The organism is uncultured Jatrophihabitans sp., from assembly GCF_964244045.1.
GTDB lineage: Bacteria > Actinomycetota > Actinomycetes > Mycobacteriales > Jatrophihabitantaceae > Jatrophihabitans.
This window is the reverse complement of the sequence record NZ_CAXTHK010000011.1, coordinates 1-13,772: the sequence shown is the minus strand read 5'-3', so window position 1 is coordinate 13,772 and position 13,772 is coordinate 1. Positions and strand designations below refer to the sequence as shown.

15 protein-coding genes and 2 pseudogenes are annotated in these 13,772 nt (G+C 70.2%); 7 read left to right on the top strand and 10 right to left on the bottom strand.

All coding sequences use genetic code 11. The annotated features are described in order from the left end of the window. Positions 1–9: 9 nt before the first annotated feature. From ACFFC4_RS10335 to ACFFC4_RS10325, 3 genes and pseudogenes are all read left to right on the top strand, one after another. Complete coding sequence (locus ACFFC4_RS10335; protein WP_375500464.1) at positions 10–660, top strand: nucleoside/nucleotide kinase family protein; 651 nt, start codon at positions 10–12, stop codon at positions 658–660. Beyond that, positions 657–962: pseudogene (locus ACFFC4_RS10330) on the top strand (VOC family protein); the annotation flags it as partial. The gene ACFFC4_RS10335 and the pseudogene ACFFC4_RS10330, both read left to right, overlap by 4 nt. After that, entirely contained in the window at positions 932–1,252 is a 321-nt protein-coding gene (locus ACFFC4_RS10325; protein WP_375500632.1) for a VOC family protein, read from the top strand. The pseudogene ACFFC4_RS10330 and the gene ACFFC4_RS10325, both read left to right, overlap by 31 nt. A gap of 10 nt (positions 1,253–1,262) precedes the next feature. Here ACFFC4_RS10325 and ACFFC4_RS10320 read toward each other — a convergent pair whose 3' ends face one another. Further along, positions 1,263–1,760, bottom strand: coding sequence for an NADPH-dependent FMN reductase (locus tag ACFFC4_RS10320; protein WP_375500462.1), 498 nt, complete (start codon positions 1,758–1,760; stop codon positions 1,263–1,265). A gap of 137 nt (positions 1,761–1,897) precedes the next feature. Between ACFFC4_RS10320 and ACFFC4_RS10315 the strand changes: the two genes are divergently transcribed. The 3 genes and pseudogenes from ACFFC4_RS10315 to ACFFC4_RS10305 all read left to right on the top strand — a co-directional run bounded on the left by ACFFC4_RS10315 (position 1,898) and on the right by ACFFC4_RS10305 (position 2,572). After that, positions 1,898–2,059: a hypothetical protein gene (locus ACFFC4_RS10315; RefSeq protein ID WP_375500460.1), complete on the top strand. Its 162-nt coding sequence runs from the start codon at positions 1,898–1,900 to the stop codon at positions 2,057–2,059. Next, positions 2,047–2,376: pseudogene (locus ACFFC4_RS10310) on the top strand (DUF222 domain-containing protein); the annotation flags it as partial. The gene ACFFC4_RS10315 and the pseudogene ACFFC4_RS10310, both read left to right, overlap by 13 nt. Before the next feature lies 1 nt (position 2,377). Then, on the top strand, positions 2,378–2,572 hold the full coding sequence (locus ACFFC4_RS10305; RefSeq protein WP_375500458.1) for an HNH endonuclease: 195 nt from the start codon (positions 2,378–2,380) through the stop codon (positions 2,570–2,572). 66 nt (positions 2,573–2,638) lie between these two features. Here ACFFC4_RS10305 and ACFFC4_RS10300 read toward each other — a convergent pair whose 3' ends face one another. The 6 genes from ACFFC4_RS10300 to ACFFC4_RS10275 form a co-directional block, all read right to left on the bottom strand. Beyond that, positions 2,639–3,766, bottom strand: coding sequence for an LLM class flavin-dependent oxidoreductase (locus ACFFC4_RS10300; RefSeq protein ID WP_375500456.1), 1,128 nt, complete (start codon positions 3,764–3,766; stop codon positions 2,639–2,641). A gap of 67 nt (positions 3,767–3,833) precedes the next feature. Further along, the gene (locus ACFFC4_RS10295) at positions 3,834–4,907 is read right to left on the bottom strand and encodes an LLM class flavin-dependent oxidoreductase (RefSeq protein ID WP_375500454.1); all 1,074 of its coding nucleotides are present in this window, start codon (positions 4,905–4,907) and stop codon (positions 3,834–3,836) included. Further along, entirely contained in the window at positions 4,904–6,277 is a 1,374-nt protein-coding gene (locus tag ACFFC4_RS10290) for an NtaA/DmoA family FMN-dependent monooxygenase (RefSeq protein WP_375500452.1), read from the bottom strand. Before ACFFC4_RS10290 ends, ACFFC4_RS10295 begins: the two co-directional genes overlap by 4 nt. Continuing rightward, positions 6,274–7,485: an LLM class flavin-dependent oxidoreductase gene (locus ACFFC4_RS10285; RefSeq protein WP_375500450.1), complete on the bottom strand. Its 1,212-nt coding sequence runs from the start codon at positions 7,483–7,485 to the stop codon at positions 6,274–6,276. The genes ACFFC4_RS10290 and ACFFC4_RS10285 overlap by 4 nt, the downstream gene beginning before the upstream one ends. 103 nt (positions 7,486–7,588) lie before the next feature. Further along, the gene (locus ACFFC4_RS10280; RefSeq protein ID WP_375500630.1) at positions 7,589–8,614 is read right to left on the bottom strand and encodes an LLM class F420-dependent oxidoreductase; all 1,026 of its coding nucleotides are present in this window, start codon (positions 8,612–8,614) and stop codon (positions 7,589–7,591) included. Between the two features lie 63 nt (positions 8,615–8,677). Continuing rightward, on the bottom strand, positions 8,678–8,965 hold the full coding sequence (locus ACFFC4_RS10275; RefSeq protein ID WP_375500448.1) for a MerR family transcriptional regulator: 288 nt from the start codon (positions 8,963–8,965) through the stop codon (positions 8,678–8,680). 131 nt (positions 8,966–9,096) lie between these two features. Between ACFFC4_RS10275 and ACFFC4_RS10270 the strand changes: the two genes are divergently transcribed. Next, positions 9,097–9,531: an Hsp20/alpha crystallin family protein gene (locus tag ACFFC4_RS10270; RefSeq protein ID WP_375500446.1), complete on the top strand. Its 435-nt coding sequence runs from the start codon at positions 9,097–9,099 to the stop codon at positions 9,529–9,531. Positions 9,532–9,699: 168 nt separating this feature from the next. Here ACFFC4_RS10270 and ACFFC4_RS10265 read toward each other — a convergent pair whose 3' ends face one another. The 3 genes from ACFFC4_RS10265 to ACFFC4_RS10255 all read right to left on the bottom strand — a co-directional run. Next, positions 9,700–10,485: a protein kinase gene (locus ACFFC4_RS10265; RefSeq protein ID WP_375500444.1), complete on the bottom strand. Its 786-nt coding sequence runs from the start codon at positions 10,483–10,485 to the stop codon at positions 9,700–9,702. After that, entirely contained in the window at positions 10,482–12,638 is a 2,157-nt protein-coding gene (locus ACFFC4_RS10260; protein WP_375500442.1) for a cation:proton antiporter, read from the bottom strand. The genes ACFFC4_RS10265 and ACFFC4_RS10260 overlap by 4 nt, the downstream gene beginning before the upstream one ends. Positions 12,639–12,651: 13 nt before the next feature. After that, on the bottom strand, positions 12,652–13,772 hold a 1,121-nt coding region (locus tag ACFFC4_RS10255; RefSeq protein WP_375500440.1), incomplete at its 5' end, for an FHA domain-containing protein.

Here is a 13,772-nt window from a genome sequence, read left to right as displayed (position 1 = left end):
GCTCGCCCGGTGCTGCAGGTGGTGGACGAGCCGCTCGGCGTCGTCGTGGAACGGGCTCGTGCGCTGATACGTCACGGGCGGCGCACGGTGCTCGGCATCACCGGCGCGCCCGGCGCCGGCAAGTCGACCCTCGCCGCCGCACTGGCTTGTGCTCTCGGTCCCGACGCGGTCGTCGTCGGTATGGACGGCTTCCACCTGGCCGACGCCGAGCTCGTCCGGCTCGGTCGACGGGCGCGCAAGGGCGCGCCGGACACCTTCGACTCCTACGGCTACGCCGCGCTGTTGAACCGGTTGCGGTCCCGCGCGGACCCGGTCGTCTACGCGCCGCTGTTCGACCGTCGGCTCGAAGAACCGATCGGCAGTGCGGTGGCTGTCGACGCGGCCGTGCCGCTCGTCATCACCGAGGGCAACTACCTGTTGCTTTACGGCGACGGCTGGTCGGTGGCACGACGCGCGATCGACGTCGTCTGGTACCTGGATCTGCCGGCTGTGGAACGCGTCGAGCGCCTCGCTGCGCGGCACGTCAGCTTCGGGATGCGTGCCGACTCAGCTCGGGAGCGGGCGACTGTTGGCAGCGACGGCGCGAATGCCTTGCTCGTCGAGTCGACCCGGTCCCGCGCCGATCTCGTCCTGCGCCTGACGTCGAACAGCTTGTCGTGATTGGCCGGTTCTTCCAGGTCTGCCTGGACGCCAACGATCTCGACGCGGTGGGCCGCTTCTGGGCCGGCGCGCTCGCGCTGCCGTGGCGACGCGACGACGGCTACCCCGGCGGCGACGTCGCCGGCGACGGGCGCGTCGGGCTGCGCATCGAGCAGGTCACGGAGCGCAAGTCGGTGAAGAACCGCGCCCACCCCGACATCTACGCCCGGACGATCGACGACCTCGTCGCTCTCGGCGCGCGGGTGCTCCTGCCCGAGGGGGCCGACCGCCGATGGACCGTCATGGCCGACGTCGAGGGCAACGAGTTCTGCGCGTTCCTGCGCGACCCCGTGCCCGAGCAGCGGCTGCACGGGGTCGTGATCGACTGCGTCGACTCACCCCCACTCGCCGCGTGGTGGTCGACTTCAGCGCGGTGCCGGAGCCGAAGACGGGCAAGAATCGCATGCATCTCGACGTGCGTGCCGACGGCATCGAGGAGCTGCTCGCGGCCGGTGCGAAAGTGCTGCGCGAGCCGCGTGGCGCGGCCTACTGGCACGTGCTCGCCGACCCGGCCGGCAACGAGTTCTGCGTGTTCCCGTCCGAGGGTTCTTAGCTGTTTCCCGTCACACCCGGCCAGCGAGCTGTGGCCGGGCGGTCTGCAGCCACTCGGCAAGCGTCGGTGACTGTGCGAAGCCGGCCTCGGCGTCGGAGTCGAGCAGGTACAGGGCGCGGGTGGGCATCGACGCGCCGATCTCGGAGAGCACCGGCCTGAGGAATGCCTCGGGCGCCAGCGCGTGCTGCAGGCCACCGCCGAGCATGAGCGGCACCACCGTGACGCCGGCCAGCGCGCCGGCCGAGAACCGGTCCAGGAACAGCTTGAGCAGGCCGGTGTAGCTCGCCTTGTACGTCGGGCTGGCCACCACAACGAACCGCGCATCACGCACCTGTGCCACCGCCTCCGCGACGCTGGCGTCGGCCCAGTCGAGCAAGCCTGCGCCGAGGTCGGCAAGGTCGATGACGGTGTCCGGCGGGCTGCCCGTGACCTGCTCAACGACCGCCACCGCGGCGTCGAGCGTGCGCGACTTCGGCTTGGGGTTGCCGACCACGACCACTGTGCCCACTGCGGTGCTCCGTCCATCGCTTCCCGGTGTTCTCGACCAACCCTATCGAGATTACTAGCCGCGAAATTGTTCAACTCATTCGTCGGCAGCGCTCCGGAGGGGCCTTCCTGTCGGACCCCCTCCATATCGTTTTCGGTATGGACGGGGCGGTGGTCGACGACGCGATGAACGCGTTGCGTGCTGGGGTGGACCGGGTGCTCGCGCTGGATTGCGACACGGTGCCGGCGCTGAAGTTGGCCGGGGTGCTCACCGGGTTGGAGGTGCAGCGCAGTTCGGGGCGACGTCGGTGGTGGATCTGATCGGCGGGCTGACCCGGGTGAGCAGGGTCGAGGCCCGCGCGCGGGCGCAGCGCTCGCTGGATCTCGCTGGGCGGCGCGCCCTGGCCGGGGAACCGCTGGAGGCGATCCACCCCCGCACCGCGGATGCGTTGACCGCGGGGGAGATCTCGGGTGCGCACGTGGACGTGATCACCCGCTACCTCGGCAAGATCCCCGCCGGGATCACGCACGAGGTGTTCGGCGCGGCGGAGGCGTTCCTGGTGCACGCGGCGCGACACGAGGACCCGGCCGCGTTGCGCCGTTCCGGGGAGCTGCTGTTGGCCCGGCTGGATACCGACGGTGCCGAACCCCGCGAGGAGCCTCACCTGCACCCGCGCCGCGGCGTGGACCGAGGCGCACCACATCCGCGCCTGGATCCGCGGCGGCGACACCAACCTCGACAATCTGTGTCTGCTCCGCGCGCACCACCACCGCACGTTCGAGAAAGCAGAATGGTCGGTAGCCATGATCGACGGCGTGCCCGAATGGACGTAACACCGCCCACCACCTACCCGACATCGAATTCGCGTTTACCGGGTGAGTGTGGACCAGGTCAGAACCTCAGCGTCGGCGCCACTCCTCGGCGAGCAGCTCGTAAGAGCGGACGCGATCGGCGTGCTGATGGGTGATAGTCGTGACGAGCAGCTCGTCGGCGCCGGTGGCGTCGCGCAGCCGCTGGAGCTGATCGGCAACCTGGGCGGGCGAACCGACGAACTGCGTCTGCACGCGGTCCTCGACGAGGTCGCGATCGGCATCGGTCCACGCGTGCCGGCGCGCCTGCTCGGGCGACGGGAACTGGATCGCGCCCTCGCCGCTGCGGATGCTGCGCACCCACAGCGCGTAGCCGGCCGAGAGCTCGCGAGCGGTCGCCTCGTCCGGCCCCACGACGACGTCGGCCGAGACCATGACGTACGGCCGGTCGAGTTCGGCCGACGGCCGGAACGCCGCGCGATAACCCTCGACCGCCTCGAGTACCGACGCCGGCGCGACGTGGTAGTTGGCGCCGAAGCGCAGGCCTCGCTCGCCGGCGACGGTCGCACTCTCGCCGCCGCTGCTGCCCAGGACCCACACCTGCAGTCGCGCGCCCTCGCCCGGAACGACGTGCGCCTCCTGCCCGTCCTTGACGTAGCTGCCGGCGAGCAGGTCGAGGATGTCGCCCACCTGCTCGGTGTAGTTCTGCGGCCGGGCCTCGGGCTGGATAAGCAGGGTCTTCTGCAAGACGAAGCGCGGCGAGGCCAGCAGCGCAGCGGGCGAGAACTTCTTCGGGATGCGCACCCCGTTCTCGGTCCAGCCGTCGACGACTTGAGTGCCGCCGCCCACGAGGGCGGGCTGCTTCACCGCCGCCGGCCGGCCGCCCGAGCGGCCGAGACCGAGGTCGAGCCGGCCGGGGTGCAGAGCGTCGATCAGGCCGAACTCCTCGACCGTCGACAGCGCCGTGCGGTGCCCGAGCTGAACCGCGCCCGCGCCCAGGCGGATCGAGGACGTCGCCGCCGCGGTCAGCGCGAGCGTCACGGCCGGCGACGTACCTGCCACTCCGGGATTGAGGTGGTGCTCGGCGACCCAGTACCGGGCGTACCCGAGCCGCTCGCCCTGCTGGGCAAGGTCGATGCTGTTACGCAGCGCGTCGGCCGCCGTAGAGCCCGACGGGATCGGCACCAGGTCGAGGATGCCGAGCGGGGTCGTTGTCATGCGACGACGCAGTCGGAGCAGGACGAGTGGGTATGGCCTTTGGCGGCCGTAGCGAAGCGGAGGTCGGTCATCGGCGGGCTCCGGTCAATTCGGGGACGGGCAACGGCCAGGGCGGATCGGGAATCGACCGGTTCAGTACCGGCGCGATCGACTCCTGGAACAGGACGAGCGAGTCGCGGTGCTGCGCATCGGTGAGCCCGGCGGCGTCGGCGTGCAGATGCATGACGGAGTGCCCGAACGCCTCGTGGTAGCGGTGCACCTTCTCGATCACCTGCTCGGGGCTGCCGATGAGCGCGGACGAGCGTTCGACGTAGTCCTCGAAGTCGGCCCACGGGTGCGGCAGGCCGGCCCGCTGCGCCGCGACGCGTTGGAATTCATAGATCGGCCGGTAGGCGGCGAGCGCGTCCTGCGAGCGGGGCGTCGCGTAGTACCCGGCAGAGCCCGCACCGACCACGGCCGCTGCCGGATCGTGCCCGTGCGCGGCCCAGCGTTCGCGGTAGTAGTCGATCAGCTCGGCGTAGGGCTCGATCGGGTTCGTGACATTCGCCGAGAACAGCGGATCCCCGGCGGCCGCGGCGATCTCGACGGACTCCCGGCTGGTAGCGCTGCCGTGCCAGATGCGGATATCGGGCTGCAGCGGACGGGGCCACACCTCGGCGTCGCGCAGCGCCGGCCGGAACCGGGGTGAGGCAGTCACCCGCCCGTCGCGCCAGATGCGCCGGAACAGCTCGAAGCTCTCGGCGTTGCGCTCCCACTGGTCCTCAGGAGTGACGGAGAACAGCTCGCGCTGCGCGGCACCGTTGCCCTTGCCGATGATCAGCTCGAGCCGGCCGTCGGACAGGTTGTCGAGCGTCGCGTAGTCCTCGGCCGCGCGCACCGGATCGAGCAGCGACAAAGTCGTCACCGCGGTGAACAGCCGGATGCGCTGCGTACGGGCGGCGAGGTGCGACAGCACGACGGGCGGGGCGGAGGAGATGAACGGCCGCTCGTGCCGCTCGCCGACGCCGAACCCGTCGAAGCCGAGGTCCTCCGCCAACACGGCGTTGTCGACGACTTCGCGGAAGCGGTCGTAGGTCGACTTCCGCACACCGGTGATCGGGTCCGGCCCGTGGATGATGAGGGTGATCGCCAGGAACTTCACGATGCCCGCGCCTTCTCGCGGGAGCTGGCGAGTGACGTCAGGCCCAGGTGGTCGCGCAGTGTCGTGCCCTCGTACTCGGTGCGGAACGATCCGCGTTCCTGCAGGAGCGGGACGACGGTGTCGGCGAACTCGTCCAGACCGCCGGGCGTGATGTGCGGGGCGAGGACGAAGCCGTCGCTGGCGTCCTGCTGCACGAAGCTGTCGATCGTCTCGGCAACGGTGGCCGCCGTGCCGATGAACGACTGCCGCCCCGTGACCTCGACGATCAGCTCGCGGGTGGTGAGCTTTTCCGCCTCGGCCTTCGCCCGCCATTCGTTCGCGGTGGCAATGGGGTCGCGGTGCATGCGCACGCTGGCCCGCCCGCGCGCGACGGTGTTCTCGCCGGGCACCGGGTCGACCGTTGGCAGCGGACCGTCGGGGTCGTGGTCGGACAGGTCCCGGTTCCAGAGCTGCTCGAGGAACTTGATCGCCGTTGCAGGGCTGACCTGCTGCAGCCGGACCTCGTGGGCCCGCTCGGCCGCCTCAGCTTCGGTGTCGCCGAGGATGAACGTCGCCGCGGGCAGGATCTTCAGCTCGTCGGGGCTGCGCCCGTACTTCGCCAGCCGCCCCTTGACGTCGCGGTAGAACGCCTGGCCCGCGTCGAGCGTTGCGTGCCGAGTGAAGATCGCGTCGGCACTGGACGCGGCGAACTCGCGGCCCTCGTCGGAGTCGCCGGCCTGCAGGATCACCGGACGGCCCTGCGGGCTGCGCGGCACCGGGAACTGCCCGCTGATGTCGAAGTGCCGGTCGTGGTGGGCGAAGGTGCCGGCGTCCGGGTCGCTCAGGAACTGCCCGCTCTCGACGTCGGCCAGCACCTCGTCGCCGTGCCACGAGTCGAACAGCTCGAACGCGGTCTGCAGGAACGTCTTCGCCCGGTCGTAGCGGTCCTCCTGCGCAAGGAAACCCCCACGCCGGAAGTTCTCACCGGTGAAGGCGTCCCACGAGGTGACGACGTTCCACGCCGCGCGGCCGGCGGACAGGTGGTCGAGCGAGGCGAACTGGCGGGCCACCTCGAACGGCTCGTTGAACGTCGAGTTGATCGTGCCGGCCAGGCCGAGCCGGTCGGTGACCGCAGCCAGCGCCGCCAGCACCGTGAAGGTGTCCGGCCGGCCGACGACGTCGAGGTCGTAGATGCGCCCGTTCTGCTCGCGCAGGCGCAGGCCCTCGGCAAGGAACAGGAAGTCGAACTTGGCCCGTTCGGCAGTCTGCGCGAGGTGCACGAACGAGCGGAAGTCGATGTGGCTGCCGCCGGCCGGGTCGCTCCACACCGTCGTGTTGTTGACGCCCGGGAAGTGCGCGGCCAGGTGGATCTGCTTGCGGGGCTTGCTCATGGCGCTCCTCCGGTCGAGGCGTAGCGATTGGCGGGACGGCCGAGTCCCAGCAAACCGCGCAGGGTGTCGGCGGCGTAACGGGTGCGGAACGCGCCGCGCCGCTGCAGTTCGGGCACGAGGTCGCGGGTGATGCGGACGAGGTCGTGCGGTACGGCCGCGGGACGCAGCCGGAAGCCCGACAGGCCACTCGCCTGCCGGTCCAGCAGCAGGTCGGCGAGCTCGGTGGCGGTGCCGGTGAAGATCTGCGCGTCGCTGCGGTACCGCTCACCTGCAATGTCGTCCAGGCGTTCGAGCCGGGCCGCGGCGGCCGCGGCGGTGTCGTCGAGCAGGACGACGAGATCGCCCCAGATGTGCAGTGGTTCGTCGGCGCGGCCGGCAGCCGCCTGCTCGGCGCGTACCTCGGCGACGATGCCCAGCGCGTCGTCGGTGGAGTGCGGGGTGACGTACACCAGGTCGGCGGAGCGGGCAGCGAGCCGGTAGGCGACGTCGATGTGCGCCAACGCGCTGACAAGCGGCTGACCCTGCGGCGGCCGAGGCGTGATCGACGGCCCGCGCACGCTGAAGTGCGGACCCTCGAAGTCGATGTAGTGCAGCTTGTCGATGTCGACGAAGCGGCCGGTGTCGACGTCGCGGATCTCGGCGTCGTCCTCCCAGCTGTCCCAGAGCCGGCGGAAGACCTCGACCGCGTCGCGTGCCTCGTCGAACAGGTCGGACGTGATAGCGCGGATCTCGGGCTGCTCGCGTTCGGCGTAACCGAAGCGTGGCAGCGTCCGACGTCCGAACAGGGCCGCCTCGTGCGCACGGGCCGACACCTGCACCCGCACGCCGGCCCGGCCGGAGCTGACGTAGTCGAGCGTCGCGATGGCCTTCGACAGGTGGAACGGCTCGGTGTGCGTCACGACCGCGGTCGGCACGATGCCGATGTGCGACGTCAGCGGCGCGACCCGTGCTGCGATGAGCACGGCGTCCAGGCGGCCGCGGACGCGATCGGTGCGCGGCTCGGGGCCGGACCAGTGGCCGGACTGCAGCCCGAGTGAGTCCTCGATGGTCACCAGGTCCAGCAGCCCGGCCTCGGCCTCGCGCACCAGGTCGACCCAGTACCGGGCGTCGAAGAGGTCCGCGGGACGGGCGTCCGGCTCACGCCAGGCGGCCGGGTGCCAGCCGGCGCCGTCGAGCGCGACGCCGAGGTGCAATGGTTCGGCGGGCATGGCTCTCCTCTTCGCTGGCAGCGCTCTGTTGTCAGAGCCAACGGAGCCGCACTGCCTATTGTTCCGGTAGGGAAGCTTCCACTGACCGCCAGGGTCGACGTGCCTAATCGCCGACCAGCTCGGCCATCACCCGCATCGTGGTCGGATCGGCGCCGATTGCCATGGTGGTAACCAGCGACTCGCGCCACGCGGCCAGGTCGTCGGCGATCTTGGCCTGCGGCCCGATCAACGCCACCTTCTCGACGAGCGACAGCGGTACGGCGGCGATCGCCGCGTCTTTCTGTCCGGCGAGGTACAGCTCCTGGATGCGGGCGCACTCGGCCTCGTAACCCATGCGCGCGAAGACCTCGTAGTGGAAGTTGGCGCCCTGAGCGCCCATGCCGCCGATGTAGAGCGCGAGCTGCGGCCGGACCCGGTCCGCGGCGGCCTCGACGTCGTCGTCGACCTGGACGGTGACGGGGCAGACGACCTCGAAGTCCTCGGCGCGCGTGTGCACCTCCGGACGGGCGCGGCCCTCGGCGAGCGCGGCGCGGTAGTGCGCGTCGTCGTGCGGTGAGTAGAACAGCGGCAGCCAACCGTCGGCGATCTCAGCTGCCAACGCCACGTTCTTCGGCCCCTCGGCGGCCAGCATGATCGGGATGTCGGGACGCACCGGGTGCAGCGTCGAGCGCAACGACTTGCCCAGGCCGGCGCCACCCTGCAGCGGCACCTGATAGTGCTGCCCGTCGATGTCGACCTTCTCCCGCCGGAACGCCTGCCGCAGGATCGCAACATACTCTCGGGTACGGGCGAGCGGCTTCGGATACGGTTCGCCGTACCAGCCCTCGACGACCTGCGGCCCGGACGCCCCGATGCCGAGCACGAACCGGCCACCGCTCAGGTGGTCGAGCGTCATCGCCGCCATCGCGGTGGCCGCCGGAGTCCGCGCGGACATCTGCACGATCGAGGTGCCCAGCCGGACCGAGGTGGTGCCCGCCCCCAGCCAGGCCAGCGGCGTCAGCGCGTCGGAGCCGTAGGCCTCGGCCGTCCAGACGGAGTCGAAGCCGAGCTCCTCGGCCAGCGCAACGGCCGCGGCCTGACCAGCCGGCTGCTCGCGGCCCCAGTAGCCGAGCGACAACCCGAGCGCGATCTTGCCCGTCATGGGCATCTCCTTCAGGGGCGGGAGTGGTGTCAATCGACCCGGGGTCGATCCTTACCTACGGCGCTTGCCCTCGGCGCGCAACCGGTGGTTCTGCGCCTCCAGGTCGAGCACCATCGCGATGCCGGCCAGGTTAAGTCCTGCCTCGATCAGCTCACCGATATGGCGCAACCGGTCGAGGTCGTCGCTGCTGTAGCGGCGGGTGCCACCGTCGGTTCGGGACGGCTCGAGCAACCCGCGGGCCTCGTAGAGACGCAGGGTCTGCACGCCCATCCCGACCAGTTCGGCGGCGACGGAGATGCCGTACACCCCGCGAGTGACGTCCGGCTCGGGCATCGCCATCACCTCCGTAAAAATTTTCGGCACTGCCTGTTGCCCCATGCTCCCGCAAGTGGTACAAAAAATCTATAGCGACGGTAATAGATCGTTGCTAGTGCATCAGAACAGTCTCAGACCCAGTGGAGGTGGTACCGATGCTGATGCGCACCGACCCGTTCCGTGAGCTCGACCGGTTGACCCAGCAGGTGTTCGGCACCAACGGCACCCTGGCCCGCCCGTCGGTGATGCCGATGGACGCCTGGCGTGAGGGCGACACGTTCGTGGCCGAATTCGACCTGCCCGGCGTCGACCCGGATTCGATCGACCTCGACGTCGAGCGCAACGTGGTCACCGTCAGGGCCGAGCGGTCCGCCCGGGCCAGCGACGCCGAACTGATTGCCGCCGAGCGTCCGCGTGGCGTGTTTAGCCGGCAGCTCATCCTCGGCGACAACCTGGACACCGAGCGGATCGAGGCCGGCTACGGCAGCGGCGTGCTGACTCTGCGCATCCCGGTGGCCGAGCGGGCCAAGTCGCGCAAGATTGCGGTCAACTCCACCGACAGTGAGCGGCAGACCATCGACGCGTCCTAGCCGGCAGTCGGCCGGCGCCGCCGGCCTCGTGGCGCAGGCGACGGCCCACTCGGGTTCGCCCCCCGCGGTGGCATCCTCATCAGATGCAGCCCGAGTGGGCCGCCGATCTCACCATTCCCACGTTGATAACTAATCTAACACCGAATTAACAACACGGGTTGCCGACGGTCAAACGAGCGTGTCGAGATGCTCGGCGAAGACCAACGCGGTGGCCGGCCGGTCGAAGGCGCTGGGCGCAATGGCCCACGAGATCGCCCTGGCGGCTGCCTCGTCGATGTCGCTGGACACCGTCGGCTGCTGCGAGAAGATCTTGCGCAGCGCGAGCATCGCGTCTCCCGCCGGCAGCTCGCCGTAGAGCCCGGTGCCCGACAGTGCCCGGTGCAGCGTGGCGCCCAGGGAAAAGATGTCGGTGGCCCGCGATGGCGCAGCACCCTGGATCAGCGCCGGATCGTTGTACTCGATCGCCCCGACCGAGCCCATGCCGGTCACGGTGACACCGGGGGCGAGCACCTGGCTGAGCCCGAGGTCGGCGAGCTTGGCGTGCCCGCCCGAGAGGAGCACGTTCTCGGGTTTGATGTCGCGGTGCACGATCCCCGCCTCGTGCAGCGCGTGCGCGGCGCGGGCCGCGTCGGCCACGGCGGTGATGGCCGTCGTGCGGTCGACGTCGCCGGTCAGTGAACCGTCGGCCATGTACTCCATTGCGTAGTAGAAGGCGCTCCCCTGCTGGCCGGCGTCGTACAGCGCAACCAGGTGGGGCGACTGCACCTTGGCGAAGGCCGACAGTTCCCGGGTGGCCCGGCGGAAGACGTCCTCCGACGTCGCGCCCGACAGCACCTTCACCGCGACGTACTCGGTGTCGACGGGCAACCGGTCCGGGGTGGGGGCGACGAAGAACTCGCCGTGATTGCCCTTGCCCAGCGAGCGGATGAACTCGTAGTCGGCGATGCCGTTCACTGCACAACCTCCGGGGTAGGCACTGCGGTAGCGCGGGGGGACAGCGAACCTGCCCAGTCGTCGATGGTGGTTGCCTCGTCGTCCGGACGGGCCTGGGCGATGAGGTGCGTACCCGGTTCGTCCAGGGCGCCGACGACAAGCGACGTGGTGGCTACCTCGCCGCTCACCGCCTTGATGCCGTGCTTGGTGAGGCCGCCCAGACTGCGTTCACGCCGACCGACCAGCACCAGGTCGACGCTGCGCGCCGAGGCGATCTCTGCCGCCGCACGCAACGCCGCCGCCTCGTCCGCAGCGCGACCACCCGGCAGGACCGCCACGGCCGACACAACGGCCGGCGGACCGCTTCGTTGCCGAATGATGCGGGGCATGAAGTTGTGCGGGGTCAACCGGGTTTCGGCATCCACGAGCACGACGTCCGGCTGCACCTCGATGATCATTGCTGTGAGGTCGTCGGCCTGTTCGCCCTCGCTGAACTTGGCGTGCACCCGCACCTCGACGCCGCGTCCGGTGCCCCGCGCGGCGAGCTCATGCAGATTCGACAACGTCGTCGTCATCGCCAGCAGCTCGGACCCGAGTCCGGTGCCGACCTCCACCCGTGGGACCGCGCCCTGCGGCACCAGCCGGGCGATCAACACCTCGGCCCGCGCGTGCGGTGCCGCGAGGTCAACGGCGGTGTCGATCAGATCGGTGTCGTCCAAGGAGTTCGCGACCACCAGCACGCGGTACGCCGCAGACCCCAGGGACTCGCGCTCGGCGTCGACGATGTCGCGCTCGATCAGCCGCTTGGGATAGATCAGCGCCAACAGCGGGCCCGTCATCGCCGTGGTGACGATGGCCATTACCACCATGAGCGAGAAGAGCCCCGTGTCGAGCACGCCCAGGCTCTTGCCGACGTTGAGGATGATCAACTCGGTGAGCCCGCGGGTGTTCATCAACGTTGCCAGCGCGCCGGCCTGTCGATTGCCCACGCCGACGGCCCTGGCTCCCAGGTACGCCCCGATGAACTTGCCACCGATCGCTACAGCCAGGATGGCCAGCAGCTCCTTGAAGTCCTTGAAACTAAAGGTCGACAGGTCGACCCGTACGCCCGAAATGACGAAGAACACGGGAAGCAACACGAGCACCGACAGCTGCTCTACGCGCTCCAGGATCGTGACGCGCAGTGCCTCCCCGGCCGCCCGCGGCATGCAAGCACCGGCGATGAACGCGCCGAAGATGAAGTGCACGTTCAGCCACTCCGTCGCGAACGACGAGAGCACCAGAACGAGCATGACGACCGCCATCAGATCAGGGGTCAACCGGCCGCCTTCGAGGTAGCGATCGTTCACCTTCTTCAGCAGCGGACGGATGACGAAGAACATGAACAGCAGGTAGACCGGCGAGAGGTAGATGTGCCACGCGTCGTCGGGATGCGCGGACTTGTTGGTCGATGCCGTCTCCGAGCCGGCGATTCCGACGACGACCGCGAGCAGGGTCCAGGCCGCGATGTCGTCGACGGCCGCGCTGGCGATCGAGAGACCGCCGAGCCGCGTTCGGTGCATCCTGCGGTCGGTCAGGATGCGCGCAAGGACCGGGAACGCCGTCACCGACATGGCGGCACCGACGAACAGCGCCGTCGGCAGCTTGCCGATCCCGGACACCGAGTGGATCAACGGGTGCTGGTTGTACAGCCACACCCCGAGCAACGTGCCGCCGACCATCGGCAGGGCGATCGAACCGAGCGACACGCTGATCGCCACGCGCTCGCGTCCCTTGAACAGCGTCCGGTCGACCTCATACCCGACGATGAACATGAAGAGGATCAGGCCGACGTTCGCGATCGCGGTCAGCGGCCCTAGGTTGCTCGCGATCCCGACGGGGTTCGCCACCGCGTCGAAGGCGTTCGACGGTTTCACCCCCGCAGGCAGCGGCGAGGGGCACGGGCCGGTCTTGCCCGCGATCGTGCAGACAGGATGGCCGTTGAACAGCCATGCGGTCAGCTTGCCGGAGAACAGCGTCGGGCCGAGCAGGATGCCACCGATGATCTCGCCGACGACCGGCGGCTGCCCCACCAGGCGGGCGATGAGGCCGAACAGGCGCGCGACGATGAGGATGACGGCGATGGCCAGGAAGAATTGCTGGGTGGCCGTTAGGTCCATATTCAAATGCAGCATGACAACTCCCCGGTCACGTATTTCGGTGGGATTCGTAGCGCATCTGGCGCCGGCCGATGCCTACCTGGGTGCCGGGCTTCATCGTCTGCGGGCTGTTGACGGGCGCCCGCTGCCAGATGGTGTCGTTCGGCCCCCAGATGCCGGTGCCGTTGGCCGACCCGAGGTCGATGACCTGCACCGCCCAGCCGTCCAGGTGGATGCGCGCGTGCACGCGCGACAGCAGTCCCTCCGGGTCGTCGATGCGCAGCGGTCGCGCCGTGCCGGACACCACGTCCGGGTCACGCGACGGGTCGCGGCCGATGACATAGTCCGAATCGAGCGTGAAGATGCTGCCGTCGTCGAGCACCAGCACCCCTAGCGGCGGACGCGGTCCGCGGCGCGGGATCAACGTCTGCTGGGCCATGGAGATGCCGCAGATCGCGCAGTATCGCGCGCTGGGGTCGTCGAAGTGGCCGTTCTTGCAGTAGACGCCCACGATCTCGACCGCGTCGTCGGCCACCGGGTTCGTCGGGATCGGCGCGTCGGCGATCGGCGGTTCCGTCGGCCGCGTCACCACCGGCAACGGTGTGCGTGTCTCGTCGGGTGGCAGGGCCTCGGACGAGAACAACGCGATCGACGCGAACGGCTGCGAGCGGTCGACGGCGACATCAGGCACGGCCACACTCGCCATCTGCGGCGGCCCGGTCGGTGCCGACCCGTCCGGCTGCGGTGCCGGCGGCGGTGCGGGGGCCTGCGCTGCTGGTGCCGGCGGCGGCGGGGCCTGCTGGGCCGGTTCGACGGCCGGCGCTTCGACGGGCACGGCGACCGGCGGCGGCGCGTCGGCCGCGGGGGCGGGCACGAACGCGGGCGGGTCGGGCTCCAGGTCCGGCGGCGGCGGTGCCGCGATCCCCGCGTCCGCCGGTTGGGGCAGCAGCGAGTGTGGTGGGGGCGGCGGGAGGTCCGGCGTCGGCGCCGGAGCCGGCGCAGGACTCGGCGCGGGCGCTCGAGCCGGGGCGGGCGCCTGTGCGCCGTAGCCGACCGGAGCCGGGGCGTCGTGGTCGGCAGCGGCGTGCGCACCGCGGCCCGGCGCTGGAGCTCGTGCCTCCGGCGGCGGTGCGGGGGCGGGGGCCGCCGGCTGCGGCGGCGGCGCGAATG

Excerpts from the sequence above, each read along its gene's own strand:
- ACFFC4_RS10325 (WP_375500632.1), top strand. The coding sequence starts at position 932 with ATGGACCGTCATGGCCGACGTCGAGGGCAACGAGTTCTGCGCGTTCCT.
- ACFFC4_RS10315 (WP_375500460.1), top strand. The coding sequence starts at position 1,898 with ATGGACGGGGCGGTGGTCGACGACGCGATGAACGCGTTGCGTGCTGGG.
- ACFFC4_RS10300 (WP_375500456.1), bottom strand. The coding sequence starts at position 3,766 with ATGACAACGACCCCGCTCGGCATCCTCGACCTGGTGCCGATCCCGTCG.
- ACFFC4_RS10290 (WP_375500452.1), bottom strand. The coding sequence starts at position 6,277 with ATGAGCAAGCCCCGCAAGCAGATCCACCTGGCCGCGCACTTCCCGGGC.
- ACFFC4_RS10285 (WP_375500450.1), bottom strand. The coding sequence starts at position 7,485 with ATGCCCGCCGAACCATTGCACCTCGGCGTCGCGCTCGACGGCGCCGGC.
- ACFFC4_RS10275 (WP_375500448.1), bottom strand. The coding sequence starts at position 8,965 with ATGGCGATGCCCGAGCCGGACGTCACTCGCGGGGTGTACGGCATCTCC.
- ACFFC4_RS10270 (WP_375500446.1), top strand. The coding sequence starts at position 9,097 with ATGCTGATGCGCACCGACCCGTTCCGTGAGCTCGACCGGTTGACCCAG.
- ACFFC4_RS10260 (WP_375500442.1), bottom strand. The coding sequence starts at position 12,638 with ATGCTGCATTTGAATATGGACCTAACGGCCACCCAGCAATTCTTCCTG.